Origin of the sequence: Pseudomonas bharatica CSV86 (assembly GCF_000319305.2) — a bacterium.
Lineage (GTDB): Bacteria > Pseudomonadota > Gammaproteobacteria > Pseudomonadales > Pseudomonadaceae > Aquipseudomonas > Aquipseudomonas bharatica.
In genome coordinates, this window is sequence record NZ_AMWJ02000005.1 from 25,712 (window position 1) to 52,189 (window position 26,478).

Sequence of the window (26,478 nt, forward strand, 5' to 3'; positions counted from 1 at the left end):
TCGAGGATCTTCGCCCGAGGGCTTCGGCGCGCTCCAGTTCACCCGGCTGGTTGGCATCGAAGAGGATCAGCGGGTGCATGTTGCCGTCGCCGGCATGGAAGACGTTGGCTACCCGCAGGCCGAACGCCTGCGACAGCGTTTCGATGCCGCGCAGCACCGCGGGCAATTCGCGGCGCGGAATGGTGCCGTCCATGCAGTAGTAGTCCGGGGAAATCCGCCCGACCGCCGGGAAGGCGTTCTTGCGCCCGGCCCAGAAGCGCACGCGCTCGGCTTCGTCGCGGGCCAGGCGCACGTCGCTGGCGCCGGCCTGGCGCAGTACCGCGTCGACCCGCGCGCAGTCGTCGTGAACGTCGGCCTCGACGCCATCCAGCTCGCACAGAAGCATGGCTGCGGCGTCCACCGGGTAGCCGGCGTGGATGAAGTCCTCGGCGGCGCGGATCGACAGGTTGTCCATCATTTCCAGGCCACCGGGAATGATCCCGGCGGCGATGATATCGGCCACCGCACGCCCGGCCTGTTCCACCGAGTCGAAGCTGGCCAGCAGCACCCGCGCCACCTGCGGCCTGGGCAGCAGCTTGACGGTGACTTCGGTGACGATGCCGAGCATGCCTTCGGAGCCGGTGAACAGCGCGAGCAGGTCGAAGCCTGGCGAATCCAAGGCGTCGCTGCCCAGGGTCAGGTGCTCGCCCTCGACGGTGAGGATGTCGACCCGCAGCAGGTTATGCACGGTCAAACCGTACTTGAGGCAATGCACCCCGCCGGCGTTCTCGGCCACGTTGCCACCGATGGAGCAGGCGATCTGCGAGGACGGATCGGGCGCGTAGTACAGGCCGTGGGGCGCGGCGGCCTGGGAAATCGCCAGATTGCGCACCCCGGCTGGACCGAGCGAAGCGGCCTTGCGGGTTGACCTCGATGATCCGGTTGAAGCGTGCCATCACCAGCAGGATGCCCTTTTCCAGGGGCAGCGCGCCGCCGGACAGGCCGGTGCCGGCGCCACGGGCCACCACCGGCACCCGATTGGCGTGGCACAGGCGCAGCAGGGTCTGCACCTGTTCCAGGCGCTCCGGCAGTACCACCATCAGCGGCACCACGCGGTAGGCGGAGAGGCCGTCGCACTCGTAGGGGCGCAGGTCTTCGGCGCGGTGGAGGATCTCCAGGTCGGGCAGGGCCTGGCGCAGTTGCGCCAGCAGGCGGGGCTTGTCCACGGCGGGCAGGGCACCATCCACGCGTTCGTCGTAAAGGATGTTCATTGGCTGGGGCGTCCGGTCTTGTTATTGGCTGAACGCCTGCCAGACTGCTCGCCCGGCGCGTTGCCCGTCGATGTGGAAGCACACTGGTCCTACCAGTTTTTGTCAGGGTGTGTTCCCTAAGGTAGCTATATCAGCGGTTTCAGCCCTGGACTCCGGAAGAAGTCATCGCAGTATTTGTACTGGTCCTACCAGTTATAGGCATTCTTCAATGACCGATGTCACTCCCGCAAAGAGGCAGGTCGCCGACCAGGTGGCCGAGCGTATCGAGAAGCTGATCGTCGATGGCGTGCTCAAGGTCGGGCAGGCGCTGCCCTCTGAGCGACGCCTGGTGGACAAGCTGGGCTGTTCGCGCTCGGCCCTGCGCGAGGGGTTGCGGATCCTGCGTGGGCGGGGAATCGTCGAGACCGAACATGGGCGTGGCTCCTATGTCGCCGACCTGAGCCGGGCCGATGACACCACGCCGTTGATGCACCTGTTCGCCTCGCAGCCGCGGACCCTGTTCGACCTGCTGGAAGTGCGCGCGCTGCTGGAAGGCGAATCGGCGCGGCTGGCGGCGTTGCGTGCCACGGAGGTCGACCGCCTGCTGATCAAGCGCCGCTTCGATGAAATGTCCGGCGCCCAGGAGCAGGATGCCCGCGAGCAGGCCCGTCTCGATCACGCCTTCCACCGCGCCATCAGCGAGGCCTCGCACAACCCGGTGCTGGTGCATACGCTGCAGGGGCTCAACGACCTGATGCTCAGTACCGTGTTCGCCTCGGTGAACAACCTCTACTGCCGCCCGGCGCAGAAACGCCAGATCGACCGCCAGCACGCGCGGCTGTACCACGCCGTGATGGAACAGCAGCCGGAGCAGGCACAGCGGGCAGCGCGGGAGCACCTGGGAAGCATCAGGGACAACCTGCGGGAGATCGAGCAGGAAGAGCAAAGGCTGGTGCGGGCGACGATGCGGTTGGAGGGCTGGGAGTAGGATGTTGCCTGATCCGGCCTCATCGCTGGCAAGCCAGCTCCCACAGGGTTCCTGTGGGAGCTGGCTTGCCAGCGATGAGGCCATCAAAGGTTTAGAAAAATCTGAACTGATTATTTGCCCGCAGCGATTCTTCCGGCCCTGGCCCCTCGCCAGAATCCCTCACGACAACTACAAAAACCGTGAGTGCCACACTCGTGAATCCGATCCTTACGCGCGAAACCCAGGTTCTGCAGGCCGCCGCCGCCCTGGTCGAGGCTTTCGCCAGCAACCACGCCGAGCGCTACTTCGCCTGCTTCAGCGAAGACGCTACCTTCCTGTTCCACACCGTCCCGCAGCCCCTGATGTCACGCCTCGCCTATGAGCAGCTGTGGGCAGAGTGGCAGGCCGAAGGCTTTGCCGTGCTCGGCTGCCAGTCGAGCAATGGCCAGGTCAGCCTGCAGGGCGACGTGGCGATCTTCATGCATGACGTTGCCACTCGCCTGCGCATCGGCGGCGAAGAGCTTCGCCTGCAGGAACGGGAAACCATCGTCTTCCGCCTGCATGGCGGGCGCTGGCTGGCCTGTCATGAGCACCTGTCGGCACTGAGCGATAGCTGAGCCCTTTTCGACGGCCTTGCCGTTACTGCCAACGCACTCAACAACAATCAAGACAGGCGCTGGAGCACCATCATGAGCCATTCCTCCGGGATCGAAACCAACGGGGTCGAGCAGATTCCCGATAACCAACGCGATGCCTCGCCACTAGATCTTTTCCGCCTGATCTTCGGCGGCGCCAATACCTTCGCCACGGCGGTGCTGGGCAGTTTCCCGGTGCTGTTCGGCCTGTCGTTCCAGGCCGGGGTCTGGGCGATCCTGCTCGGCGTCGGGGTCGGTGCGCTGATCCTTTCGCCCATGGGCCTGTTCGGCGCGCTTAATGGCACCAACAACGCGGTGTCGTCCGGGGCGCACTTCGGTGTGCACGGGCGTATCGTCGGCTCGTTCCTGTCGCTGCTGACCGCGGTGGCGTTCTTCTCGCTGTCGGTGTGGAGCTCCGGCGACGCCCTGGTGGGCGGTGCCAAGCGCCTGGCGGGGTTGCCGGAAACCGACCTGACCCTGGGCCTGGCCTACGGCCTGTTCGCGGTGCTGGTGCTGATCGTCTGCATCCACGGCTTCCGCTTCATGCTGTGGGTCAACAAGATCGCGGTATGGGCCTCCAGCCTCCTGTTCCTGCTCGGCATCCTGGCCTTTGCCGGGCCTTTCGATGCGGGCTTCGCCGGCAGCGTCAACCTCGGCCAGCCGGGCTTCTGGGCGGCCTTCATCGGCTCGGCACTGCTGGCCATGAGCAACCCGGTGTCCTTCGGTGCCTTCCTGGGTGACTGGTCGCGCTACATCCCGCGGGAAACATCCAAGGCGCGGATCATGCTGGCGGTGATCGCCGCGCAGGTCGGCACCCTGATCCCGTTCCTGTTCGGCCTGTGCACCGCGACCCTGGTGGCGACCCAGGCGCCGCAGTACATCGAAGCGAACAACTACGTTGGCGGCCTGCTGGCCGTGGCGCCCACCTGGTTCTTCCTGCCGGTGTGCCTGATCGCAGTGATCGGCGGCATGTCCACCGGCACCACGGCGCTGTATGGCACCGGCCTGGACATGTCCAGCGTGTTCCCGCGCCTGCTCAGCCGCGCCGGGGCGACCCTGCTGATCGGCGTCGCTGCCATCGCCTTCATCTTCATTGGCCGCTTCACCTTCAACCTGGTGCAGAGCGTGTCCACCTTCGCCGTGCTGATCATCACCTGCACCAGCCCGTGGATGGTGATCATGATCCTCGGCCTGATCACCCGTCGCGGCTTCTACCACGCCGATGACCTGCAGGTGTTCACCCGTGGCGAGCGTGGCGGCCACTACTGGTTCCACCATGGCTGGAACTGGCGCGGCATGGGCGCCTGGATCCCCAGCGCGATCATCGGGCTGTGCTTCGTCAACCTGCCCGGGCAGTTCGTTGGCAGCCTGGGCGAGCTGGCAGGCGGCATCGATATCAGCCTGCCGATCACCCTGGGCCTGGCCGCCGTGCTGTACCTGGCCCTGATCAATATCTTCCCGAGCCCGCCGCGGTATATGGCCCCAAGGGCCCGCGCTGGGTATTTCGCAAACCAGCGGCGCAAAGGTCGCTGACCACTGCCGAAACGGCCTGAACCGGAGCTGCACATGACTCATTACATCGATGGCCGCTGGGTGAATGGCGCCAGCGCCGACTGCATCAAGGTATTCGACCCTTCACTGGGCGAGCCTTTTGCCGAACTGCTGGCGGCCACGGCCGCCCAGGTGGACGAGGCGGTGGCCGCCGCGCGCAAGGCGCTGCCGGCCTGGAAAGGCCTCGACGTGGCCACCCGCGCCGGCTACCTGCGCGGTTTTGCCGAGCACCTGGGCCTGCGCCGCGAGGAACTGATCGCCCTGCAAATGCGCAACAACGGCAAACCGCGCCATGAAGCCGAAGTGGACCTGGACGACGCGGTCGCCACCTTCACTTACTACGCCGACCTGATCGAGCAGCAGGCCCGCAAGGATTTCAACGTGGCCCTCGCCGCGCCGGGCTTCAGCGCCCGGACCCGGCTGGAGCCGGTGGGCGTGGTCGGCCTGATCGTGCCGTGGAACTTCCCGCTGGTGACCAGCGCCTGGAAACTGGCTCCAGCCCTGGCCGCCGGTTGCACCGTGGTACTCAAGCCATCCGAGTCACGCCACTGATCGAGCAGAGCTACGGGCAGATCGCCGAGCAACTGGGCCTGCCGGCGGGGGTGCTGAACATCGTGGTCGGCAAGGCCGAGACGGGCATCGCCCTGAGTAACCACAACGGTCTGGACAAGCTGTCCTTCACCGGCAGCAACACCGTCGGTAGCCAGGTCATGCGCAGTGCCTCGGCGCAGTGCCGGCCGGTGACCCTGGAACTGGGTGGCAAGTCGGCCATCGTGGTGTTCGATGACTGCGACCTGGACCAGGCGGTGGACTGGATCGTCGCCGGGATCTGCTGGAATGCCGGGCAGATGTGCTCGGCCACTTCGCGCTTGCTGATCCAGGAAGGTATCGCCGACGCGCTGCTGGCGCGCTTGAAGGTGGCGCTGGAAAAGCTGCGGGTCGGCAATCCGCTGACCGAGGACGTCGACATGGGCCCGCTGACCAGCCAGGGGCAGTGGCTGAAGGTTGCGGCCTATTTCGCCGTGGCGAAGGAAGAGGGCCTGGACTGCCTGACCGGCGGCGAGCCGCTGGACCGGGCCGGCTGGTTCGTCAGTCCGACCCTGTATGCCGACGTTCCGGCGCACAGCCGCCTGTGGAAAGAGGAAATCTTCGGGCCGGTGCTGTGCAGCCAGCGTTTCCGTAGCGAGGAAGAAGCGATCGCGCTGGCCAATGACAGCCGTTTCGGGCTGGTGGCGACGGTGGTCAGCGCTGATCTTGAGCGTGCCGAGCGGGTCGCCGATGCCCTGGAAGTGGGGCATGTGTGGATCAACTCGATCCAGGCGGTGTTCGTCGAAACGTCATGGGGCGGCACCAAGGGCAGCGGCATCGGCCGTGAGCTTGGGCCTTGGGGGTTGTCGGCGTATCAGTCGGTCAAGCATGTGACCCGTTGCCTGGGGTGATATCTCAAGGCCTGTGATAAACCTTGTGGGAGCTGGCTTGCCAGCGATGAGGCCGGCACTGACAAAGATGTTGTCAGGTCGGCCCTATCGCTGGCAAGCCAGCTCCCACAGGGGTTTTGCGTTTGCCCTGGTTACGATCAGTTCCGATCCAGCCACACCGTCTGCGCATTGCAGAATTCACGCACGCCAAAGTGCGACAGCTCGCGTCCGAAACCACTCTTCTTTACGCCACCGAAGGTCACCCGTGGATCGCTGGCGCAGTAGCCGTTGATGAAGATACCGCCGGTGTCCAGTTCTTCCACCAGTCGCTCGGCCAGTTCCACATTGGCGGTGTAGATGGTCGAGGCCAGGCCGAATTCGCTGTCGTTGGCCAGCTGCAGGGCATGCGCGCATCACGGGCGGTGATGATCGAGGCCACCGGGCCGAACAGTTCCTGCTTGAACGAGGTCATCTGGTCGGTGACATCGGCCAGCACGGTCGGCTGGTAGTAGTTGCCTTCGCCCTCGACCTTGCCACCGCCCAGCAGCAGGGTCGCGCCTTCGGCCAATGTAGCCTGGACCTGGCCGTCGAGCTCGTCGCGCAGGTCGAAGCGTGCCATGGGGCCGATATAGGTCTCGGCATTGCGCGGGTCGCCCATCACCAGCTCGCGGGTCAGCGCGACGAACTTCTCGGTAAAGGCCTGGACCACGCCTTCCTCGACGATCAGGCGCTTGGCAGCGGCGCAGACCTGGCCGGTGTTCTGGTAGCGGCCGATCACCGCGGCCTTCACCGCTTCATCCAGGTTGGCATCGTTGAGCACGATGAACGGGTCGGAGCCACCCAGCTCCAGCACGCATTTCTTCAGCGCGGCACCGGCCTGGGCGCCGATGGCGGTACCGGCGCGCACGCTGCCGGTCAGGGTCACGGCGGCGATGCGCGGGTCGGCGATAGCCCTGGACACGCCATCCGGGGTGACGTTGATCACTTCGAACACGCCCTCGGGGAAGCCGGCACGCTTGAACGCATCCAGCAGCAGGTAGGCACTGCCCATCACGTTCGGCGCATGCTTGAGCACGTAGGTGTTGCCGGCCAGCAGGGCCGGAACGGCGCCGCGCAGCACCTGCCAGATCGGGAAGTTCCACGGCATCACCGCCAGCAGCGGGCCAAGCGGACGGTATTCGATACGGGCCTTGCCCACCGGAACCGGGGCGGCTCCGGCGCCAGCATGGCCGGGCCCGCTTCGGCGTACCAGTCGCAGAGCTGGGCGCATTTCTCGATCTCGCCGCGGGCCTGGGCGATCGGCTTGCCCATTTCATTGGTGATCATCAGCGCCATGGTTTCGGCGTTGTCGCGCAGGGCAACGGCCAGAGCACGCAACTGGCCCACGCGGCCTTCGATCGGCGTCCGGCGCCACACCGCGTAGCCGGCAGCGGCCCGGGCCAGCGCGGCGTCGAGCACGGCATCGCTTTCATAGGGGTAATGGCCGATCCGTTCGCCGGTGGCGGGGTTGATCGACAGGGCATGGGTCTGGTGGCTGATCACGGTCATCTCGGCGTCCTGATGGAAGGAGTACGAACCGAAGCCTACTGCGTTGTATGTTTCCCTTAAACTGAATAATAATGAGCGAGACATTCACGCAGAGAGAATGATTGTATGGATCTGGTCCAGCTTGAGATGTTCAAGGCCGTGGCAGAGCAGGGCAGCATCAGTGCGGCGGCCCAGCATATTCATCGGGTGCCGTCGAACCTGACACGCGGATCCGCCAACTGGAGGAAGAACTGGGCGTCGACCTGTTCATTCGCGAGAAAAGCCGCCTGCGCCTGTCGCCGGCCGGCTGACCTTCCTCGACTATGCCCGGCGCATTCTCGACCTGGTCGGCGAAGCACGGCAGACCGTGGCCGGCGACGAACCCCAGGGCCCGTTCGCCCTCGGTTCCCTGGAAAGCACGGCGGCGGTGCGCATTCCGGCGTTGCTGGCGGCCTATAACCAGAGCTATGCCAAGGTCGAGCTGGACCTCAGCACCGGGCCTTCCGGTGCGATGATCGATGGTGTGCTGGCCGGGCGGCTCAGCGCCGCCTTCGTTGATGGGCCGGTGCTGCACCCGGCGCTGGAAGGCGTGCCGGTGTTCATCGAGGAAATGGTGCTGATCGCGCCGCTCAACCATGGGGCCATTACCCGTGCCGCCGAGGTCAATGGCTCGACTATCTATGCGTTCCGCGCCAACTGTTCGTACCGCCATCACTTCGAAAGCTGGTTCGCCCAGGACGGCGCGGTACCGGGGAAATCCTGGAAATGGAGTCCTACCACGGCATGCTTGCCTGCGTCAGTGCCGGGCCGGGCTGGCGCTGATGCCGCGCAGCATGCTCGACAGCATGCCCGGGTGCAGCACCGTGAGCGTCTGGCCGTTGTCAGAGCGGTTCCGCTATCTGCGCACCTGGCTGGTATGGAGGAAGGGATGATGTCGCGGTGCTTGAGCACTTTTGTCGAGTTGCTCAGGGAAAGGGGGATGTGTTGGATATCGAGGCCTGACGGTGTATTCGAGGCCTCATCGCTGGCAAGCCAGCTCCCACAGAGAACCCTGTGGGAGCTGGCTTGCCAGCGATGAGGCCCGAGAGATCACCCCAACACGACCGGACACATCTGTATAAACTATCCCCTCATCCCAAGCGTCACCCCTGGAGTCCTTCCGTTGTCCCGCAACAACCTCCCGCTCGTCCTGCTTCCCGGCCTGCTCAACGACCATCGCCTGTGGGCCCACGCCCAGGCCACCTTCGAATCCGACCGCGAGATCCTGGTCCCGGACCTCAGCCAGCACGAGTCCATCGTCGCCATGGCCGATCACGTGCTGGAGCAGGCGCCACCGCGGTTCGCCCTGGCCGCGCTGTCCATGGGTGGCTATGTCGCCTTCGAAATCCTGCGCCGCGCGCCGGAGCGGGTCGCGCGCCTGGCCTTGCTCGATACCACGGCCCGTCCCGACGAGCCGGAGCGGGCACGGTCCGTCGTGGCCTGCTGGAACTGGCCGGGCTGGGCAAGTTCAAGGGGGTGACCCCGCAACTGCTGCCGCGCCTGATGCATGCCCGCGCCCTCGACAGCCAGGTGCCGCAGGTGGTGATGGACATGGCCGATGCCATCGGCCGCGAGGGCTTCATCCGCCAGCAGCGGGCGATCATCGAACGTGCCGATTACCAACCGCTGCTGGCCGCGATCAAGGTGCCGACCCTGGTGCTGTTCGGCGCCCAGGACGAAATCACGCCGCTGACCGAGGCCCGGGTGATCCAGGCCGGCATCCCCGGTGCCCGTCTCGAAGTGATCGAGGCCTGTGGCCACCTGCCGCCGCTGGCACCCGGAGCGCACCAGCGAGTTGCTCGGTCAGTGGCTGGACGGCCGCTTCGACGCCTGACGGCGTGTTACTGCCCGGCAGTTCCTCGTCGCGCCGATACGCCCACTGATACAGCGCTGGCAAGACCAGCAGGGTCAGCGCCGTCGACGACAGGATCCCGCCGATCACCACGGTCGCCAGCGGCCGCTGGACCTCTGCGCCGGTGCCGGTGGCCAGGGCCATTGGAATGAAGCCGAGGACGCCACCAGCGCCGTCATCAGCACCGGCCGCAGGCGGGTCAGGGCGCCTTCGGTCACGGCGCTGCTCAATGAAGCGCCTTCCTCGCGCAGGTTGCGGATGAAGGAAATCATCACCAGGCCGTTGAGCACCGCCACCCCCGACAGGGCGATAAAACCCACGCCCGCCGAGATCGACAGCGGAATATCCCGCAGCCACAGGGCCAACACGCCGCCGGTGAGGGCGAAGGGGATCCGGTAAATACCAGCAAGCCATCCTTGAGGTTGTTGAACATCAGGAACAGCAGGGTCAGGACCAGCAGCAAGGCCACCGCACCACACCTGCAAGCGCTTGCCGCCGATTGCAACTGCTCGAACTGGCCGCCCCAGGTGGTCCAGTACCCCCGGGATCTGCACGTCCGCACCAGCGTGTCGCTGGCCTCCTCGACGAACGAGCCCAGGTCGCGTCCGCGCACGTTGGCACTGACCACCACCAGACGCTTGCCGTTTTCCCGGCTGATCTGGTTCGGGCCCGGTTGCAGGTCGAGGCTGGCGACCTGCGACAACGGGATGAAAACCGATCCGCTCGGCACCCAGGGCGGCATTGGCCGGCACCGGGATCAGCAGGTCGGCAAGCCCGGCGACATCGGTGCGCAGGGTTTCGGACAGGCGCACCACCAGGTCGAAGCGGCGGTCGCCCTCGTACAGGGTGCCGGCCTGGCGCCCGCCGACGGCGATCGCCACGGCATCCTGCACTTCGCCGATGTTCAGGCCATGGCGCGCTGCTTTCTCGCGGTCGATATTGATGGTCAGCACGGCAGGCCGGTGGTCTGTTCCACCTTCACCTCCGAGGCACCCGGCACACCCTGCAAGGCCGTGGCGATCTTCGCCGCCGTGCGGTTGAGGGTGTCCATGTCGTCGCCGAAGACCTTCACCGCGACATCGCTGCGGACCCCGGAAATCAGTTCGTTGAAACGCAACTGGATCGGCTGCGACAGCTCGTGGCTGCTGCCCGGAACGCTGGCGGCGGCCTGTTGCACGGGGCGATGATGGCGTCCCGCGATTTGCCGGATCCGGCCATTGCGCCTTGGGCTTGAGCATGATGTAGGCGTCGAAATGTTCGGCGGCATCGGGTCGGCGGCGATTTCCGCCGTGCCGGTGCGGGCGAACACCCGTTGCACTTCCGGCACCTGCTGCAGCAGGGCCTTTTCCAGGCGCTGCTGCATCTCCACCGACTGGCTCAGGCTGGTACCCGGTACCCGCAATGCCTGCAGGGCCAGGTCGCCCTCGCTGAGGCTGGGGATGAACTCGCTGCCCATGCGGCTGGCCATGGCGCCGGTCAGCACCACCACGCCCACCGCCGAGGCAAAGGCCAGGTTGCGATGCTTCAGCACCCATTCCAGCACCGGGCGTAGCCCAGGCGCGCCTTGCGCATGACCAGGCCTTCCTCCTCCTTGACCTTGCCGGTGACGAACATGGCGATCGCCGCCGGGACGAAGGTCACCGACAGCAGCATGGCGCCGAGCAGGGCGATGACCACGGTAAAGGCCATGGGGTGGAACATTTTGCCTTCGACCCCGGTCAGGGCGAAGATCGGCAGGTACACCACCATGATGATCAACTGGCCGAAGATCAGCGGCCGGCGCGCCTCGCGGGCGGCGGCGAAGACTTCATGGAAGCGTTCGGCGCGGGTCAGGATGCGCCCGTGCCTGTGCTGGGCATGGGCCAGGCGGCGGATGGCGTTCTCGACGATGACCACCGCGCCGTCGACGATGATGCCGAAGTCCAGGGCGCCGAGGCTCATCAGGTTGGCGCTGACCTTGTTGTGGAACATGCCGGTGAAGGTGAACAGCATCGACAGCGGATGACCATCGCGGTAATCAGCGCCGCGCGGATGTTGCCGAGGAACAGGAAGAGGATGGCGATCACCAGGATCGCGCCTTCGACCAGGTTCTTCTTCACCGTGGCGATGGCTTTTTCCACCAGGTGGGTGCGGTCGTAGACGGTTACCGCGACTACGCCCTCGGGCAGGGTGCGGTTGATCTCGGCCAGCCTGGCGGCCACGGCCTGGGATACCGTGCGGCTGTTTTCCCCGATCAGCATGAACACCGTGCCCAGCACCACTTCGCGGCCGTTCTCGGTGGCGGCGCCGGAGCGCAGTTCCTTGCCGATGCTGACTTCGGCCACCGCTGCTGACCCGGATCGGCGTGCCGTCCACGCTGGAGATCACGATGTTGGCGATATCCTCGAGGCTGCCCACCTGGCCCGGTGCGCGGATCAGCAACTGCTCGCCGTTGCGCTCGATATAGCCGGCACCGACGTTGCCGTTGTTGCGTTCCAGGGCCGTGACCAGGTCGCGAGGGTCAGCCGGGTAGGCGGCCAGGCGCCGCGGATCCGGGGCGACCAGGTATTGCCGGGCGAAGCCGCCGATGGTGTTGATCTCGGCCACGCCGGGCACGTTGCGCAACTGCGGCTTGATGATCCAGTCCTGGATCACCGCAGGTCGGTGGGGGTGTAGGCGTGCCGTCTTCCTTGCGCGCTCCGTCCTCGGCTTCCACGGTCCACAGAAGATCTCGCCGAGGCCGGTGGATACCGGGCCCATCAGCGCTTCCACGCCGTCGGGCAGTTGCTCCCTGGCGACCTGCAGGCGTTCGTTGACCTGCTGCGGGCGAAGAAGATGTCGGTGCCATCGGCGAAGATCACCGTGACCTGGACAGCCCCGAGCGCGACAGCGAGCGCGTTTGCTTGAGCCCGGGCAGGCCGGCCATGGCGGTTTCCACCGCGAAGGTGATGCGCTGCTCGGTTTCCAGGGGCGAGTAGCCCGGGGCTGCGGTGTTGATCTGCACCTGGACGTTGGTGATATCCGGCACCGCGTCGATGGGGCAGCTTCTGGTAGCTGTAGATTCCCAGGCCGGCCATCAGCAGCACGGCGATCATCACCACGATGCGCTGCTCGATGGCAAAGCGAATCAGACGTTCAAACATGGAGGGTCATCCTGTACGGGCGCATCAGTGGCTGTGCTCGGCGGAGGCCTTGCCCAGCTCGACTTGAGGGTGAAGCTGCCACGGGTGGCGACCAGGTCGCCGGCCGCCAGGCCGTCGAGGATCTCGACGTAGTCGCCGTCGCGGCGGCCCAGGGACACCGGTCGGGTATCGAAGCCGTCGGCGTTGCGCACGAATACCGAGGGCTGTTCTTCCACGCTCTGTATCGCCTCGTGGCGCACGGTGACGGCTGCCGGCGCTACCTGCCCGGCCACTGCGACATTGACGAACAGCCCCGGCCGCCAGGCGCCATCAGGGTTGGTCAGGGTGACGCGAACGGTGGCGGCGCGGTTCTGCTCGCCAGCAGGCTGCCGACATAGCCGATGGCGCCGTCCACGGTGCTGCCCAGGTCCGGCGACGAAACGCGCACGGGCCGGCCGCTGACAACCTTGTCCAGGTCCCGTGGCGGCACGGCGAAGGTGGCCCAGACCCGCGACAGGTCGGACAGGGTGAAGGCATTGCTGGCCTCGCTGACCACCTCGCCGAGGGCCAGGTGTTTCTCCACCACCACCGAGTCGAACGGCGCGCGCAGTTCATAGCGATTGCCGCCGACCGCGCCGACCGAGTGCCCAGCGCGGCGACCTTCTGCCGGGCGTTGCCCAGGCCGATCTCGGCTTCCTGCAAGGCCTGCCGTGCCTGCAGGTAATCCTGTTCGGCGGAGATGCGCTCCTGCCAGAGCTGCCGTTCCCGTTCGAAGGTCACCCGTGCCAGTTCGACCCGGCGCTGCGCGGCCTGCTGCTCGCTGCGCAGGTCGGAAATCTGCTGGCTGGCGATCACCGCCAGCAACTGGCCCTTTTTCACGGTCTCGCCGAGATTGGCATGGACACTTTCCACCACGCCCGGTACCCGGGGCACCACATGGGCGGTGCGGTCCTCGTCGAAGCGGATTTCGCCGGGAAGCTGACCACGCTCTCCAGGTTCCGCGGGCAGCGGCCTCCAGCTCGATGCCGGCGGCCTGGATCTGCTGTTCGGTGAGCATCAGCCGACCTTCTTCCTCGTGGCCGGCTTCGCCTGGTTCTTCATGGTCGTGGTCGTCCCGGGCGGCGGTTTTTCCGCACCGTGGCCGTGCCCATCGTCCTTGCCGTGGCGGCTTCGTCGTTCCAGGCCAGCCCGGCAAAGCCGAGGGCCGCCGCCACGGCCAGCGCGAGGGCGATCTTGCGTGAGTTGTTCATCGGATGCTCCGTAGGATTCAAAGGATGTCGAGGTCGCCGTAGACCCGCTCGACCCGGGCCCGGCGTCGCTGGCAGCGGCGAGGGCGGCGAGGTACTGCTCGCGGGCGCCGATCAGGGTGCGCTGGGCGTCGAGCACTTCGATAAAGCCGAACTTGCCCATCTCGAAGCCGCGGGTGGCGGTTTCCACGGCCTGGCGCGCGGCGGGCAGGATGGTGCGGTCGTAGGCCCCCACCTCATCCATCGCCGTGGCCCACTGGTTCAGGGCGCTGCGGGTCTCGCTGCGCAGGCGCAGTTCCACGGCATTGCGCAGGTCGCGGGCCTGGTCGGCGCGGCGCGCGGCGGCCAGGACGTTGCCCTGGTTGCGGTCGAACAGCGGCAAGGGCAAGGACAGGCCGACCACATTGACCCGCTCGCGCTCGGCGCGGTCGTACTGGCTGCCGAGGCTGACGGTCAGGTTGGGAATGCGCAGGGCCTTTTCCGAGCCCAGTTCGGCTTCGTTCTGTTCGATCTGCGCAGCGGCCTGGCGCAGTTCGGCGGTCTGTTCCAGGCGAGCGAGCATCCGCTCTGTGTCCGGAGGCAGGCCTGGCGACAGTGAAGGTGACAGCAGTTGGTCGAAGGTGGCGACAGGGCTGCCGATCACCTGGGCCAGGTGTCGCCAGGCCACGTCCTGCTCGCGTTCGGCGCGGCCCAGTTGCAGGCGTGCCTCGGCCAGTTGCACCTCGGCACGTGTGGCTTCCACCGGCGAGGACTTGCCCGCGCCGACCTTGCCCGTGACCACGCGCAGGCCACGCTCGGTCAGCTCCAGGGATTGCCGTGCCAGTTCCACCCCGCCTCGGCGCGCAGGGCGGCATGGAAGGCCTGGGTCACTTCGGCACGCAGGTCGTTGACCTGCTGTTCCAGGCGAAGTCGAGCGAGATTCTGGCCGAGGCTGGCGACCTCGATCCGCGCGCCGCGCTTGCCACCCAGTTCCAATGGCTGGCTAAGGGTCACGGTGGTGGTGCTGGTGTTGCGCCGGGTGTCTTCGACCTCGTAGGACAGTTCCGGGTTGGGCATCAGCCCGGCCTGGCGCCGGGCGCCGTCGGCGATGCCGATCTCCTGGCGTGCGGCAGCCATGGCCGGGTTCCGCTCCAGGGCTGCAGCCAGGGCCTGGGGCAGGCTCAGGCTGTCTGCCATGGCCGGCGATACGGCCAGGGCGGCGCACAGTGAGAGGACGGTTCTGGGCAGTAACGGGAGGCGGGGCACTGACGGTTCCTCGTGCTCGGAAAGCCCGACGGAAAACGCCGAAGGTGCCGCCAGGCCCGGTTGAGTGGATGGCGGCACTCTAGGGAGCTGCAGCTATCAAGGGGTGGCGGCAGGATGACAATTCTGTAATCAGGACAGTCGCCGGCTAACAGCGCGATGACGGGAATGTAATGCCCCGCTCATGCTGGCGTATCTGCGTCAGCAATGCTCTGGCCGGGCGAATCACAATTCCAGCAACGCCCGTCGAACTCACAATAAAAACTGCCGGACCTCGAAGGAGCATTGCATGAGTCGCAGGTTACCGTTGTATCTGGCAGCGCTTTGCGCGCTGCCGGCAAGCCAGTTGGTCAGCGCCGGTGAACAGGAGGAAGGTTTTGTCGAAGGCAGCAGCCTGTCGGTGTTGACCGCAAATTCTACTTCAACCGCGATCATCGCGATGGCCCGGCGCCAACCTATGCAAAGCCGGTGATATAACGGTTATTCCGAAGCCTGGGCCCACGCCGTTATCGGCAGGTTTTCTTCCGGCTTCACCACAAGGTACGGTCGGCTTCGGCGTCGATGCCTTCGCCATGCTCGGCCTGAAGCTCGATACCGGCGCTGGCCGCAACGGCGGGCGCAGTTTTCCTTCGATGTAGTGCGGTGGCGCGTGATTGGCCAGGCCCGGGACGAGTACACCAAGGTCGGCGGCGCGGCGAAGGTGCGCTTGTTCGACACTGTGGTGCGGGTCGGCGATGTGTTTCCGGTGACCCCCGTGGTCGCCGCCGGCGACTCGCGCCTGCTGCGGAAAGTTCCGTGGAGTGACGGCGGAAAAACACCAGTTTCGATGGCCTGACCTTGCAGGCAGGGCGCCTGCATGCCATGAGCCAGCCGGTATCGAGCAACATGCTGTGACGGTTTCGTGACCTTCTATGGTGGTGCAGTGGATTCGCCGTGGGTTGCCTATGCGTGGTGACTATGCGATCACCGACAATCTCAGTGTCAGCCGTATGGCAGTCGTCTCAAGGATGCCTGGAACCAGTACTACGTCGGCACCAGCTTCACTTATCCGCTGGCCGACGACCTGGACCTGATTACCGTTTCAACGCTATCGCGCCGTCGACGAGGCAAGCAACTGCTGGGCGAGTTCGACAACACCATCTGGAGCGGCAAGCTGGGGCTGCGTTTCGGTGCGCATACCGTGGCCCTGACGCACCAGCGCAACAACGGTGACGATGACTTCGACTACCTGCGCCAGTCGGACTCGATTTTCCTCGACAACTCCATCCAGTACAGCGACTTCAACTCACCGAAAGAACGCTCGTGGATGCTGCGCTACGACCTGGACATGGCCAGCTACGGCGTGCCGGGGCTGTCATTCATGACCCGCTATGGCAAGGGCAGCGATGCGGACTACTCCAATGCCAACAGCGTCTACATGCGTCGCGATGGCAATGGCGATCCGCTCACCGACCAGAAGCGCTGGGAGCGGGAATATCGAAGTGAAATACGTGGTGCAGGAAGGCGCAGCCAGGACCTGTCGCTGCGCGTGCGCCAGGCCACCACCCGCGCCACCGCGTTCGAATCCGACCTGGACGAGGTTCGCCTGATAGTGGAATACCCGCTGTCGGTACTCTGATTCACCTTGAAGCTCCCCTGCTCCTTGGTTAAAGGTGGATGTCCTTGGCGCCCGTTGGGCGCCTTTTTTTGTGTTGCTCTTACCGGCCTCATCGCTGGCAAGCCAGCTCCCACAGGTTTTGAGCTGCCCCCCGGACCCTGTGGGAGCTGGCTTGCCAGCGATGAGGCCCGAAAGCTCACCTCATTTCTCCCTGTCCAAACGCCGAAACACCAACCCGGCCCCAGACACATCAGGCTCACCAGCACCAAGGTCACCTGAATATCCCCGGCCTCCGGCTGGCCATGCCCCTGCACCCGCTGGATCCCGCCCAGCAACATCGCCGCCAGGCACACGGCCAGGCTCAGGCTGATCTGCACGCTGGTCGCCGACAGCGTCGCCGCGCTGGCCGAGCGCTCCGGCGGGATATCGGCGTAGGTCAGCGCGCCCATCGCAGTCATTTGCAACGAGCGCGACAGCCCGCGACGAACAGCATCGACATCACTACCAGCGGTGCGGTGTCCTCGGTAAACAGCGCACACAGGGCAATGGAAAGCGCCCCAGTACGGTGTTCCACATCAGCAGGTCGCGAAAGCCGAAACGCCGCGCCAGGGCACCGAGATGAACTTGATCAGCAGGGCTCCGGCGCCGCCGGCGAAGGTCAACAGCCCGCCTGCAGCGCGCTCATGCCATATCCCAGCTGAAACAGCAGCACCAGCAAGAACGGCAGCGAGGCACTGCCAGGCGAAACAGGGTGCCGCCCCATAGCACCAGGGCAAAACTGGGAATGCGCAGCAACGACAGGTCCAGCAGCGGCGAAACTGCGCGCCGTGCATGGCGCACATAGGCGCAGGCGAAACCCGCGCCGGCCAGCAGCAACAGGCACGACCATTCCCAGCGCAACGAACCGTGCCCGAGGCTTTCGAATGCCAGCACCAGGCAGGCCAGCGCCGGGCTGCCGAGCAGGAAGCCGCGCAGTCCAGCGAGCGGGTGCGTTGCCCCGGGTAGTCCGGCACATGGCGCAGCACCAGCAGTATCCCGAGCAGGCCGATGGCAGGTTGAGCAGGAAGATCCAGTGCCACGACAACCCGGTCACCAGCAATCCGCCCAGCGGCGGGCCGAACACCGGGCCGAGCAGGGCGGGCATGGTCAGGTAGGCCATGGCCTTGAGCAGGTCGCCCTTGCTCGACCAGCGCAGCAGGATCACCTGGCCCACCGGCACCATTAGCGCTGCGGCCATGCCCTGGCAGAAACGCGCCAGGGCCAGTTGCCAGAGGCTGGCGGACAGCGCACAGGCCAGCGAGCTGGCTACGAACAGGCCGATGGCGGCGATGAACACCCGGCGCGGCCCAAGCCGTTCGGCCAGCCAGCCGCTGAGGGGATGAACATTGCCACCGCCAGCAGGTAAAGGGTGACCACCAGGTTCATGCGCACGCTGGGCTCGCCGAAATCCGCCGCCAGTTGCGGCAGGGCGGTGAGCACGGCGGTGGAGTCGAGCAGCTCCATGAACAGCGCGCAGCCGATGATCATCGGCACCTTGCGCTGGAAGGTCGGTGGTGCGTCCGGTCGGGTCAGGGCGTTCAGGTCGTCCGCCTTAGCGCAGGGCGGGTTTCTGGGCGGGACATGGTTGGGTTCTTCATCACTTGGGATGGCGAACAGGGTAGGGGCGGAGGGCTGTGTTGTGAAATACCGCTTGGTGCTTTGTTAATAACGATGTTTTGTTTTCATGCAAAATTTACATGTTTTGTCCGTACGGTCATTGAATGATCTTCAATCCTTCCTGCCTTGGTCCGCTGAAGATCTTCATGTACCTGATGGTCACCTGCGCATGCTCGCGCATGATCGCCTCGGCCCGTGCGCCCTGTCCGGCCAGCAGGGCATCGACCAGGGTGTGATGCTGCATGTTGGCGAAATTGAACCGGCGAAACTCCTGGGCCAGGTTGCTGCGGTCCACGGCGATCGAACTCACCGAGGCGAACGGCAGGTGTTCGTTGCGCGACAGCGCTTCGGCCACCGCGGCGTTGCCGCTGGCTTCGATGATGGCCTGGTGGAAGCGCTTGTTGATGTCGTGGTAGGCCGCCAGGTCTTCTTCGCTGACGAAGCCCTTGTCGAACAAGCTGTCCGCCTGCTCCAGGCACTCCAGCAGTACTGCGCGCGTCGCCATGCTTATACCGCGCTCGGCCGCCTGCCGCGCCGCCAGCCCTTCCAGTACGCCACGCACCTCCACGGCATTGCCGAGGGTTTGCGCCGTCACTTGCTTCACCGCGAAACCCCGTGCCCCGTGGCGAACCAGCAGCCCTTCCTGTTCGAGCGCGCGCAACGCCATGCGTACCGGCATCCGCGAGACTTCCAGCAATTCGGCGGTGGGTACTTCGGCGATGCGCTCGCCGGGGCGAACTGCCCGTCGAGGATCATCCTGCGCAGCAGGTTCAATACACGTTGTCCGGATCCACTCACTGCGGCCTCCACGGCCAAAACCCTTCATGCGCGGCACTGTAGCGGCTTTGCCGGCCGCTGCGAAGAGCGGGCGGGAAGAAAAAAGCCGGGCGATTATCGAACCGTTAATGGATCCATTAAGCGTGCATATATTGCGTTTTTAACGGGTTAAATCCAATTTATGGATCCATCACAACAACAAAACGAGCCTGACCCATGCACCCGAAAAACGCCTGGTACGTCGCCTGCACCCCGGACGAGATCGCTGAAAAGCCCCTGGGCCGCAAGATCTGCAATGAAAACATGGTGTTCTACCGCGGCGACCACTCCCGCGTCGCCGCCCTCGAGGATTTCTGCCCGCACCGTGGCGCGCCGCTGTCGCTGGGCTTCGTCCGCGACGGCAAGCTGGTATGCGGTTACCACGGCCTGGAAATGGGCAGCGATGGCCGCACCGCCACCATGCCGTGCCAGCGGGTGCAGGCCTTTCCGGCGATCCGCAGCTTCCCGGTCGAAGAGCGTCATGGCTTCATCTGGGTCTGGCCCGGTGATCCCGCCCGTGCCGACACGGCGCTGATCCCTAACCTGCATTGGGCTGACAGTCCTGACTGGGCGTACGGCGGCGGGCTCTACCACATCGCCTGCGACTACCGGCTGATGATCGACAACCTGATGGACCTGACCACGAAACCTACGTGCATGCTTCGAGCATCGGCCAGAAGGAAATCGACGAGGCGCCGGTCAACACCCGGGTCAGTGGCGACGAAGTGATCACCAGTCGCTTCATGGAGAACATCCTGCCGCCGCCGTTCTGGCAGGCCGCCCTGCGCGGCAACGGCCTGGCGACGACGTGCCGGTGGATCGCTGGCAGATCTGCCGCTTTACCCCGCCCAGCCACGTGATGATCGAAGTCGGCGTGGCCCATGCCGGTACCGGCGGCTACGACGCACCGGCGCATTGCAAGGCCGGGAGCATCGTGGTCGATTTCATCACGCCGAGAGCGACACCTCGATCTGGTACTTCTGGGGCATGGCGCGCAACTTCAAGGCCGATGACCCGGCGCTGACCGAGACCATCCGCAGCGGCCAGGGCAAGATCTTCGCCGAGGATCTGGAAATGCTCGAGCGCCAGCAGCGCAACCTGCTGGAACACCCGCAGCGCAGCCTGCTCAAGCTCAATATCGATGCCGGCGGCGTGCAGTCTCGACGCATCATCGAGCGGATCATCGCCGCCGAGCAGGCACCGGTGATTGCCCGGAGTGCATCGTGATGGAACTGCTGATCAAGGCTATGCGCCTGGAGGCCGAGACATCGTCGGCCTGGAGCTGGTCCGCGAAGACGGCGCGCCATTGCCCGCGTTCACCGCCGGGGCGCATATAGACGTGCACCTCGACCAGGGGCTGGTCCGCCAGTATTCACTGTGCAACGACCCGCACGAGCAGCACCGCTACTGCATCGGTGTGCTGCATGATGCGGCGTCCCGCGGCGGCTCGCGCGCGGTGCACCAGCGGTTGCGGGTGGCCAGCGAGTGACGGTCAGCGAGCCGCGCAACCTGTTCGCGCTGGACAGCGGGGCAGGGCGCTCGCTGTTGTTCGCCGGTGGTATCGGCATCACGCCGATCCTGGCCATGGCCCACAGCCTGGCCCGCGAAGGACGGCCATTCGCCGTTCACTACTCGGCGCGTTCGGCGCAACGTGCGGCGTTTCTCGACCAGCTCGGCGAACTGCCGGCCAGGTGCTATTTCGACGACGGCCAACGCCTCGACCTGGCTACGGTCCTGGCCAACGAGCCGGCGGATACGCATCTGTATGTCTGCGGTCCGGCAGGCTACATCGACCATGTGCTCGAAGGCGCCCGGGCGCTGGGCTGGGACGAGTCGCGACTGCATCGCGAATACTTCGGCGCAGCGCCGCTTACCCAGGCTGAAGACGCGGCCTTCGAGGTGCGCATCCACGCGACGGGGCAGGTCTTCGAGGTGCCGGCGGATCGTTCATCACCCAGGTGCTGGACGACGCCGGAATCATCATCCCGGTATCCTGCGAGCAGGGAATCTGCGGCACCTGCATTACCCGGGTGGTGGATGGCGAGGTGGATCACCGCGACCAGTTCCTAACTGCCGAAGAGCGCCGCGGGCAAATGACGCCTTGCTGCTCAAGGGCCCGGGGTGGCTGCCTGGTACTAGACCTGTAATTGGATGGACTCGCCCCCACCGTGGCGCACAGACGCCTCGGCGGGGGCGAGTCCATCCAATTACGGGATCGGGTTGGCCCGTCGGTCACTACAAAGCTTTTTCCTGCCCAGCCCAACATTTTAATAATTTGCCTAACCCCCGCTCTGCTCCATCATCCTCCTCACCCGAAGAATAAAAAACGACGCGCATTCCAAGCGCTCGAAACCCGGCCGGTGTCAGGGCCCGAACAGAAGAGCCCGCGCCCGCCTTACTGCCCTTTCAAGACTGTCTTTGCCAACCATGTCGGGGTCGACGACCCGCGCCTGCTGTTCGCGGCTACCCGGCATTTACCTTGAGTAGTAGGGAGGAAGTGTCGATGTCTTTGAAAATGCGTGCGTGCGCGTTGGCTGTGGTTTCCACTCTGGCGGCGGCAATGCCCTGGCCGCGACGGACAAGCTCACCGTGATTTCCTTCGGCGGCGCCACCAAGGCCGCCCAGGACCAGGCCTATTTCAAGCCGTTCGAGCAGAGCGGGGCGGGCAAGGTGGTGGCCGGCGACTATAACGGTGAGCTGTCCAAGGTGAAGGCCATGGTCAGCGTCGGCCAGGTTTCCTGGGACGTGGTCGAGGTGGAAAGCCCCGAACTGCTGCGCGGTTGCGAAGAGGGGCTGTTCGAGAAGATCGACCCGGCGCTGCTTGGCAACGGCGAGCACTACCTGGCCGATACTGTCAGTGAATGCGGCGTCGCCAGCTATGTCTGGTCCATGGTCATGGCCTACGACCGGCGAAGCTGTCCTCGCCACCCGCCTCCTGGGCCGACTTCTGGGACACCGCCAAGTATCCCGGCAAGCGCGGCCTGCGCAAAGGCGCCAAGTACACCCTGGAAGCCGCCTTGCTCGCCGATGGCGTCAGCCGTGCCGACCTGTACAAGGTGCTCGCCACCCCTGCCGGCGTGACCCGCGCCTTCGCCAAGCTCGACCAGATCAAGTCCTCGATCCAGTGGTGGGAAGCCGGCGCCCAGCCGCCGCAATGGCTGGCGGCCAATGACGTGGTGATGTCCGCCGCCTACAACGGACGCATCGCCGTGGCCCAGAAGGAAGGCACCCACCTCGGCATCGTCTGGAACGGCGGCCTCTATGACCCGACCACTGGGCCATCGTCAAGGGCTCGCCGAACAAGGCCCTGGCGAGAAATTCATCGTCTTCGCCAGCCAGGCGGCCAACCAGCAGCGCTTCTCGTCGAGCATCCCCTACGGCCCGGTCAACAAGCAGGCGCTGGATGCCTTGCCGCTGGACGTCCAGGCCCAGTTGCCGACCGCGCCGGCCAACCTGGAGCAGGGGCTGCTGGTGGATTCCGGATTCTGGGTGGACCACGGCGAGGAACTGGAAGAGCGCTTCAACGCCTGGGCTGCGCGCTAAACGAAGCGCGCTCACAGCAGATCGAAGAACAGCTCCAGGCCCAGGCGCTCGCCGCTGTGGACCCGGCTGATGGCGTGGCGCGTCGTCACCCGGGAGTGGCGTACCGGGCGGCGGCCGGCGGAATGATCGCGATGTCGCCCCGGCGCAACGGCACCACGATGGGCCGGGATTGCAGGCGCGGGCGGTGCTCGGTGAGCAGCAGGTCGCCACCGCTGAAGTCCTTGCCGGAGTGCACAGAAGAGCGCACAACAGCAGCGGAAAAGCCGTCGGCGATTGGCGCAACGGCTGGTGCTCCTGCTCGCGCAGGCGGGTATAGCGTGAAGGATCCAGCGCACGGCCCGCTTCGCGGCAGCGCGCCTGCAGTGCGGCCAGTTGTGGCGGGTAGGCTTCCTGTTCACTCCAATGGTTGGCTATGCTGCCAGCGGCGGATAGAAGGTCGTCTTCAAGGTGTTGAGCAGGCCGCAGGAGCCGAACCGGTCGGCGTCCAGGTAGCCGGGGAGCAGCAGGTAACCGTCCCGCTCGAGGCCGGCGAGCATGTCAGCGAGCGTCATGGAAGATCACCCCCAGGGTGTGCCGGCTGCCGCTCGATACCTGGCTGACACCATGCCTGACCTGCACCCTGCGCCAACCACCGCGCCGCCCCGGCACTGGCCGTATCGCCACCGGGAAAACCACGCCGTCGCCCTGCTGCAATGGTACGACCTCGGCGCGGTGCTCCTGGCTGGAATACTCGGTGAGGCAGAATTCGCCGCCCTCGAAATCAACGCCGGGACGTGACAGCAGGATCGCCACCTGCAGAGGGAAGGACAGGTCTCCATAGAGGTCCTGGTGCAGGCAGTTGTAATCGCCGGGCCGGTACTGCAACAGCAGGGGCGTGGGCGCATCTGGCCTGCCCGGTGACACTGCCGGAGAAAGCTGGAGAGGGAGGGCGGGTAAGACTCCTGGCGCTTGAGCCGGCTGTTCCACAGGTTGGCGATCCCGGCAAGCACGGGGTAGATGCGCTGGCGCAGCCGCTCGACCTGCGAAGGCAGGGGATAGCGAAAGTACTGGTATTCACCGCTGCCAAACCGTGGCGAGACATGACGATGCGCGAGCGGAACCGTTCGCTTTGCCGATACAGGGCGACCAGTTGCCGGCATTCGTCGCCGCTGAGCAGTGCCGGGAGCAGGGCGTGGCCCGTGTTATCCAGGGACTGCACAAGGCTGGGGTTTTCAAAAGAAAAACGGGTCTGCATGCCGTTGCACCTGAGTGGGATGGACTCAGTTTGCCGAGGCAGCGGCCCAGGACACTCCGTTCCTTGCGCTGGTCTTGCGCAATCCGACCGAACTTCCCCGGACATCCCGCGGACAAAGCCATAGCAACGCCGGTTTTGAAATGTCTTGTAACAAGCAAGGCAGGCACCCCGGCCACTTTGCCCGTGATGCCAAAGCCTGCCCGTCGATACCCCCAAGAGCGGTCTCCAGCCTGCCGGGTCGATATGCAGCACGCCATCCGGGTTCCCTGCGCAAGGTAATAGGTGAACCTGCATGTTGTCAGCCAAGCAAAACTCGCGAAGAAAGTTCCTGCTGTCTTCGCTGATCGCCTTGCCCGCCATGGGCATCGCCCTCGACGGCCTGAGCGCGGCAGTGGCGGCGGAGATCATCGCGCCGAGCCTCGACAGCTACACCCCGGTGTTCTTCAGCGCCGCCGAGTGGACCTTCATCAAGGCCGCCTGCGACCGCCTGATCCCCGCCGATGGCCGCGGCCCCGGCGCACTCGAATGCAACGTGCCGATCTTCATCGACCAGCAACTGGCCGGCGACCTGGGCAGCGAGGTCTACCTCGAAGGCCCCTTCGACCTGAACGCGCCCGCCACCCTCGGCTACCAGTTGCCCTTCACCCGCAGGAGGTCTACCGCAAGGGCATCGCCGCCCTGGAGCGCGCGTGCCAGGCCAGTCACGGCACGCATTTCGCCTTGCTCGACTGCCCACTCGCGGGCAGGTCCTGGGCCAGTTGCAGAACGGCCAGATCGATTTCGCTGCCCACGGCGAGCCGGTGCTGCCGGGCAAGCTGCTGTTCACCGACCTGCTCAACCACACCCGCCAGGGCTGGCTCGCCGATCCTATTTACGGCGGCAACAAGGGCATGAAGGCGTGGATCGCCATCGGCTTTCCCGGTGCCCGTGCCAGCTATCTGGAATGGGTGACCCAACACAACGTGGCGTATCCGCTCGGGCCGGTGAGCCTGAGTGGCCAGCGCGCCTGAAGCCGTCATCCGACGCCACAGCATTCAAGGGGCAAGCATGAGCAGCATGAGCAATGACGAAGTCGATGTGGTCGTGGTCGGCCTGGGCTGGACCGGTTCGCTGATGAGCATCGAACTGGCCCAGGCGGGGCTCAGGGTGCGCGCCCTGGAGCGCGGCGCCGACCGGCCCAACGCCGATTTTTCCTACCCCAGGCCGGCGGACCAGTACGCCTACGGCCTGCGCAACAAGGTCATGGTCACGCCCAGGGACGGTGCCCTGACCGTACGCCATGACCTCGCCGGCAACGCGCTGCCGACCCGGCAGTGGGGCGCCTTCGTCCCGGGTACCGGCGTCGGCGGTTCCGGCCTGCATTGGACCGGGGTACTGATCCGGCCGACGCCGACCGATATCAAGCTCAAGACCTATGCCGACCAGGCCTACGCACCGGGCAGCCTCGACGAGCGCATGCAGATCCAGGATTACCCCTTCACCTGGGACGAGATCGAGCCGTACCTGGACCGTTTCGACAAGATCTGCGGCCTGTCCGGCAACACCGGCAACCTGCGCGGGCAGATCATCGCCGGCGGCGACCCGTTCGAGGGCCCGCGTTCCAGCCCGTTCCCGCTGCCGGCGCTGGAAGACACGCTGAACAACAGGATGTTCGCCGAGGCCGCGCGCAAGCTGGGTTACCACCCGTTCCCCAACCCCTCGGCCAACGTTTCGCGCCCTGGAAAAACCCCTACGGCAACCAGATCGCGCCGTGCAACTACTGCGGCTTCTGCAGCAAGTACCCGTGCCTGAACTATTCCAAGGCCTCGCCGCAGACCGCCGTGATGGACGCCCTCACGCGCATGGACAACTTCGACTACCGCACCGGCTGCAACGTGCTGCGGGTCGATCTGCACCCCGACGGCAAGACCGCCCGCGGCGTTACCTACGCCGATGCCCAGGGCAACGAGGTGTTCCAGCCGGCGAAGATCGTCATCCTGGCCGGCTTCCAGTTCGTCAATGTGCGCCTGATGCTGCTGTCGGGCATCGGCAAGCCCTATGACCCGCACACCGGCGAGGGCGTGATCGGGCGCAACTATGCCTTCCTCAGCGTCGGCGGAGCGACGCTGTTCTTCAAGGACAAGCACTTCAATCCCTTCGCCACCGCCGGCGCCACCGGACAGATGTTCAACGATATCTCCCGGGCAATTTCGATGGCCCGGGGCTGGGCGTGATCGGCGGGGCCAAGATCCACAGTTCCCAGGCCACCGGCACGCCCATCGGCACCTCGCTGCCGTCGGGGACGCCGGAATGGGGCCAGGGCTGGAAGGAGGCGATGCAGGACTGGTACGGCCATTCGATGACCATCAACATCTCCACCGGCTGCATGTCCTATCGCGACCACTATGTGGACCTCGACCCGACCTACAAGGACCCGTGGGGCCAGCCGCTGTTGCGCATCACCTTCGACTGGAAACCCAACGAGCTGAAGCTGCAGCAGTACCTGCGCGGCATTGTCCTCGACATCACCCGGGAGCTGGGGCCGGACAGCTACAGCGAAAACTTCCTGGGCATGGACTCGCACTGGGATATCACCAAGTACGTGTCCACGCATAACGTCGGCGGCGCGATCATGGGCGACTCGCCGAAAACCAGCGCGCTCAACCGCTACTTGCAGAGCTGGGATGTGCACAACGTCTTCGTCCCCGGCGGCAATGCCTTCCCGCAGAACTTCCAGGCCAACCCACCGCGCTGATCGGCGCCCTGACCCTGATGTCGGCCCAGGCCATCAAGGAGCAGTACCTGAAGAACCCTGGCCCGTTGGTACAGGCCTGAGGAGCGCGAC

The 26,478-nt window shown here is 65.6% G+C and carries 16 protein-coding genes and 20 pseudogenes; 18 read left to right on the forward strand and 18 right to left on the reverse strand.

Translation table 11 applies throughout. The annotated features are described in order from the left end of the window. Positions 1–73: 73 nt before the first annotated feature. Positions 74–1,250: pseudogene (locus tag CSV86_RS29055) on the reverse strand (FAD-linked oxidase C-terminal domain-containing protein); the annotation flags it as partial. 208 nt (positions 1,251–1,458) lie between these two features. Between CSV86_RS29055 and glcC the strand changes: the two are divergent. From glcC to CSV86_RS29075, 4 genes and pseudogenes are all read left to right on the forward strand, one after another. Then, on the forward strand, positions 1,459–2,217 hold the full coding sequence (glcC, locus tag CSV86_RS29060; protein ID WP_009407960.1) for a transcriptional regulator GlcC: 759 nt from the start codon (positions 1,459–1,461) through the stop codon (positions 2,215–2,217). A 194-nt stretch (positions 2,218–2,411) separates the two neighbouring features. Further along, entirely contained in the window at positions 2,412–2,813 is a 402-nt protein-coding gene (locus CSV86_RS29065; RefSeq protein ID WP_009407962.1) for a YybH family protein, read from the forward strand. Between the two features lie 72 nt (positions 2,814–2,885). Continuing rightward, positions 2,886–4,384, forward strand: a pseudogene (locus CSV86_RS29070) (purine-cytosine permease family protein). Positions 4,385–4,391: 7 nt separating this feature from the next. Then, positions 4,392–5,821 (forward strand): annotated as a pseudogene (locus tag CSV86_RS29075) (aldehyde dehydrogenase family protein). A 137-nt stretch (positions 5,822–5,958) separates the two neighbouring features. Here the strand turns inward: CSV86_RS29075 and CSV86_RS29080 are convergent. Beyond that, positions 5,959–7,348, reverse strand: a pseudogene (locus tag CSV86_RS29080) (aldehyde dehydrogenase family protein). 126 nt (positions 7,349–7,474) lie between these two features. Here CSV86_RS29080 and CSV86_RS32350 point away from each other — a divergent pair. From CSV86_RS32350 to CSV86_RS33660, 4 genes and pseudogenes are all read left to right on the forward strand, one after another. Next, a pseudogene (locus CSV86_RS32350) lies at positions 7,475–7,638 on the forward strand (helix-turn-helix domain-containing protein). Positions 7,639–7,694: 56 nt separating this feature from the next. Beyond that, positions 7,695–8,405 carry a LysR substrate-binding domain-containing protein gene (locus CSV86_RS29085; RefSeq protein ID WP_311985900.1) on the forward strand — a complete coding sequence of 237 codons (711 nt, stop codon included), beginning with the start codon at positions 7,695–7,697 and terminating at the stop codon, positions 8,403–8,405. Between the two features lie 84 nt (positions 8,406–8,489). Continuing rightward, positions 8,490–8,846, forward strand: a complete 357-nt coding sequence (locus CSV86_RS32355; protein WP_240160640.1) for an alpha/beta fold hydrolase — start codon at positions 8,490–8,492, stop codon at positions 8,844–8,846. A gap of 71 nt (positions 8,847–8,917) precedes the next feature. After that, positions 8,918–9,370, forward strand: a complete 453-nt coding sequence (locus tag CSV86_RS33660) for an alpha/beta fold hydrolase (RefSeq protein ID WP_376699786.1) — start codon at positions 8,918–8,920, stop codon at positions 9,368–9,370. Here CSV86_RS33660 and CSV86_RS32365 read toward each other — a convergent pair. From CSV86_RS32365 to CSV86_RS29105, 10 genes and pseudogenes are all read right to left on the reverse strand, one after another. After that, positions 9,306–9,960 (reverse strand): annotated as a pseudogene (locus tag CSV86_RS32365) (efflux RND transporter permease subunit); the annotation flags it as partial. The gene CSV86_RS33660 and the pseudogene CSV86_RS32365 overlap by 65 nt on opposite strands. A 64-nt stretch (positions 9,961–10,024) precedes the next feature. Then, positions 10,025–10,761: pseudogene (locus tag CSV86_RS32865) on the reverse strand (efflux RND transporter permease subunit); the annotation flags it as partial. After that, positions 10,743–11,542: pseudogene (locus CSV86_RS32870) on the reverse strand (efflux RND transporter permease subunit). The pseudogenes CSV86_RS32870 and CSV86_RS32865, both read right to left, overlap by 19 nt. A gap of 67 nt (positions 11,543–11,609) precedes the next feature. Next, a pseudogene (locus CSV86_RS32875) lies at positions 11,610–11,969 on the reverse strand (efflux RND transporter permease subunit); the annotation flags it as partial. Beyond that, entirely contained in the window at positions 11,957–12,340 is a 384-nt protein-coding gene (locus CSV86_RS33885; RefSeq protein WP_446532483.1) for a hypothetical protein, read from the reverse strand. The pseudogene CSV86_RS32875 and the gene CSV86_RS33885, both read right to left, overlap by 13 nt. Further along, the gene (locus CSV86_RS33940; protein ID WP_240160641.1) at positions 12,325–12,612 is read right to left on the reverse strand and encodes an efflux RND transporter periplasmic adaptor subunit; all 288 of its coding nucleotides are present in this window, start codon (positions 12,610–12,612) and stop codon (positions 12,325–12,327) included. Before CSV86_RS33940 ends, CSV86_RS33885 begins: the two co-directional genes overlap by 16 nt. Before the next feature lie 48 nt (positions 12,613–12,660). After that, positions 12,661–12,825: pseudogene (locus CSV86_RS33945) on the reverse strand (hypothetical protein); the annotation flags it as partial. 205 nt (positions 12,826–13,030) lie between these two features. Beyond that, positions 13,031–13,255 (reverse strand): annotated as a pseudogene (locus CSV86_RS33950) (efflux RND transporter periplasmic adaptor subunit); the annotation flags it as partial. A gap of 161 nt (positions 13,256–13,416) precedes the next feature. Continuing rightward, complete coding sequence (locus CSV86_RS33955; RefSeq protein WP_240160642.1) at positions 13,417–13,569, reverse strand: hypothetical protein; 153 nt, start codon at positions 13,567–13,569, stop codon at positions 13,417–13,419. 17 nt (positions 13,570–13,586) lie between these two features. Beyond that, positions 13,587–14,742: pseudogene (locus CSV86_RS29105) on the reverse strand (TolC family protein). A gap of 250 nt (positions 14,743–14,992) precedes the next feature. Here CSV86_RS29105 and CSV86_RS32390 point away from each other — a divergent pair. The 4 genes and pseudogenes from CSV86_RS32390 to CSV86_RS32400 form a co-directional block, all read left to right on the forward strand. Further along, complete coding sequence (locus tag CSV86_RS32390; RefSeq protein WP_240160643.1) at positions 14,993–15,280, forward strand: hypothetical protein; 288 nt, start codon at positions 14,993–14,995, stop codon at positions 15,278–15,280. A gap of 100 nt (positions 15,281–15,380) precedes the next feature. Further along, a complete protein-coding gene (locus CSV86_RS32895) occupies positions 15,381–15,446 on the forward strand; it encodes a hypothetical protein (RefSeq protein WP_283811633.1) in 66 nt (21 codons plus the stop codon). 11 nt (positions 15,447–15,457) lie between these two features. Continuing rightward, on the forward strand, positions 15,458–15,643 hold the full coding sequence (locus CSV86_RS32900) for an OprD family outer membrane porin (RefSeq protein ID WP_311985903.1): 186 nt from the start codon (positions 15,458–15,460) through the stop codon (positions 15,641–15,643). 147 nt (positions 15,644–15,790) lie between these two features. Further along, positions 15,791–16,426: pseudogene (locus CSV86_RS32400) on the forward strand (OprD family outer membrane porin); the annotation flags it as partial. Positions 16,427–17,063: 637 nt separating this feature from the next. On the opposite strand, the gene CSV86_RS29115 reads toward CSV86_RS32400, so the two are convergent. The 3 genes and pseudogenes from CSV86_RS29115 to CSV86_RS29120 form a co-directional block, all read right to left on the reverse strand. Then, complete coding sequence (locus tag CSV86_RS29115; protein ID WP_311985904.1) at positions 17,064–17,741, reverse strand: MFS transporter; 678 nt, start codon at positions 17,739–17,741, stop codon at positions 17,064–17,066. Beyond that, positions 17,711–17,932: a hypothetical protein gene (locus CSV86_RS32405; RefSeq protein WP_240160644.1), complete on the reverse strand. Its 222-nt coding sequence runs from the start codon at positions 17,930–17,932 to the stop codon at positions 17,711–17,713. Before CSV86_RS32405 ends, CSV86_RS29115 begins: the two co-directional genes overlap by 31 nt. Positions 17,933–18,158: 226 nt before the next feature. Further along, a pseudogene (locus CSV86_RS29120) lies at positions 18,159–18,859 on the reverse strand (GntR family transcriptional regulator). Positions 18,860–19,054: 195 nt separating this feature from the next. On the opposite strand from CSV86_RS29120, the pseudogene CSV86_RS29125 reads away from it, so the two are divergent. The 3 pseudogenes from CSV86_RS29125 (at position 19,055) to CSV86_RS29135 (ending at position 22,420) form a co-directional block, all read left to right on the forward strand. Beyond that, positions 19,055–20,104, forward strand: a pseudogene (locus tag CSV86_RS29125) (Rieske 2Fe-2S domain-containing protein). After that, positions 20,104–21,024 (forward strand): annotated as a pseudogene (locus CSV86_RS29130) (PDR/VanB family oxidoreductase). Before CSV86_RS29125 ends, CSV86_RS29130 begins: the two co-directional pseudogenes overlap by 1 nt. Before the next feature lie 376 nt (positions 21,025–21,400). Beyond that, positions 21,401–22,420 (forward strand): annotated as a pseudogene (locus tag CSV86_RS29135) (gamma-aminobutyric acid-binding protein). A gap of 85 nt (positions 22,421–22,505) precedes the next feature. Here the strand turns inward: CSV86_RS29135 and CSV86_RS31480 are convergent. The 3 genes and pseudogenes from CSV86_RS31480 to CSV86_RS29150 form a co-directional block, all read right to left on the reverse strand. Then, positions 22,506–22,667 (reverse strand): 2OG-Fe(II) oxygenase, encoded by a 162-nt coding sequence (locus CSV86_RS31480; protein WP_205346504.1) that lies wholly within the window; start codon positions 22,665–22,667, stop codon positions 22,506–22,508. A gap of 163 nt (positions 22,668–22,830) precedes the next feature. Then, positions 22,831–22,971: a hypothetical protein gene (locus CSV86_RS29145; protein WP_170395236.1), complete on the reverse strand. Its 141-nt coding sequence runs from the start codon at positions 22,969–22,971 to the stop codon at positions 22,831–22,833. Beyond that, positions 22,958–23,654 (reverse strand): annotated as a pseudogene (locus CSV86_RS29150) (2OG-Fe(II) oxygenase). The gene CSV86_RS29145 and the pseudogene CSV86_RS29150 overlap by 14 nt, the downstream one beginning before the upstream one ends. Before the next feature lie 358 nt (positions 23,655–24,012). Between CSV86_RS29150 and CSV86_RS32905 the strand changes: the two are divergent. The 3 genes and pseudogenes from CSV86_RS32905 to CSV86_RS29160 form a co-directional block, all read left to right on the forward strand. Further along, positions 24,013–24,168: pseudogene (locus tag CSV86_RS32905) on the forward strand (gluconate 2-dehydrogenase subunit 3 family protein); the annotation flags it as partial. Between the two features lie 175 nt (positions 24,169–24,343). Continuing rightward, the gene (locus CSV86_RS32910) at positions 24,344–24,664 is read left to right on the forward strand and encodes a gluconate 2-dehydrogenase subunit 3 family protein (RefSeq protein ID WP_311985905.1); all 321 of its coding nucleotides are present in this window, start codon (positions 24,344–24,346) and stop codon (positions 24,662–24,664) included. Between the two features lie 37 nt (positions 24,665–24,701). Then, positions 24,702–26,468 (forward strand): annotated as a pseudogene (locus tag CSV86_RS29160) (GMC family oxidoreductase). Positions 26,469–26,478: the final 10 nt, after the last annotated feature.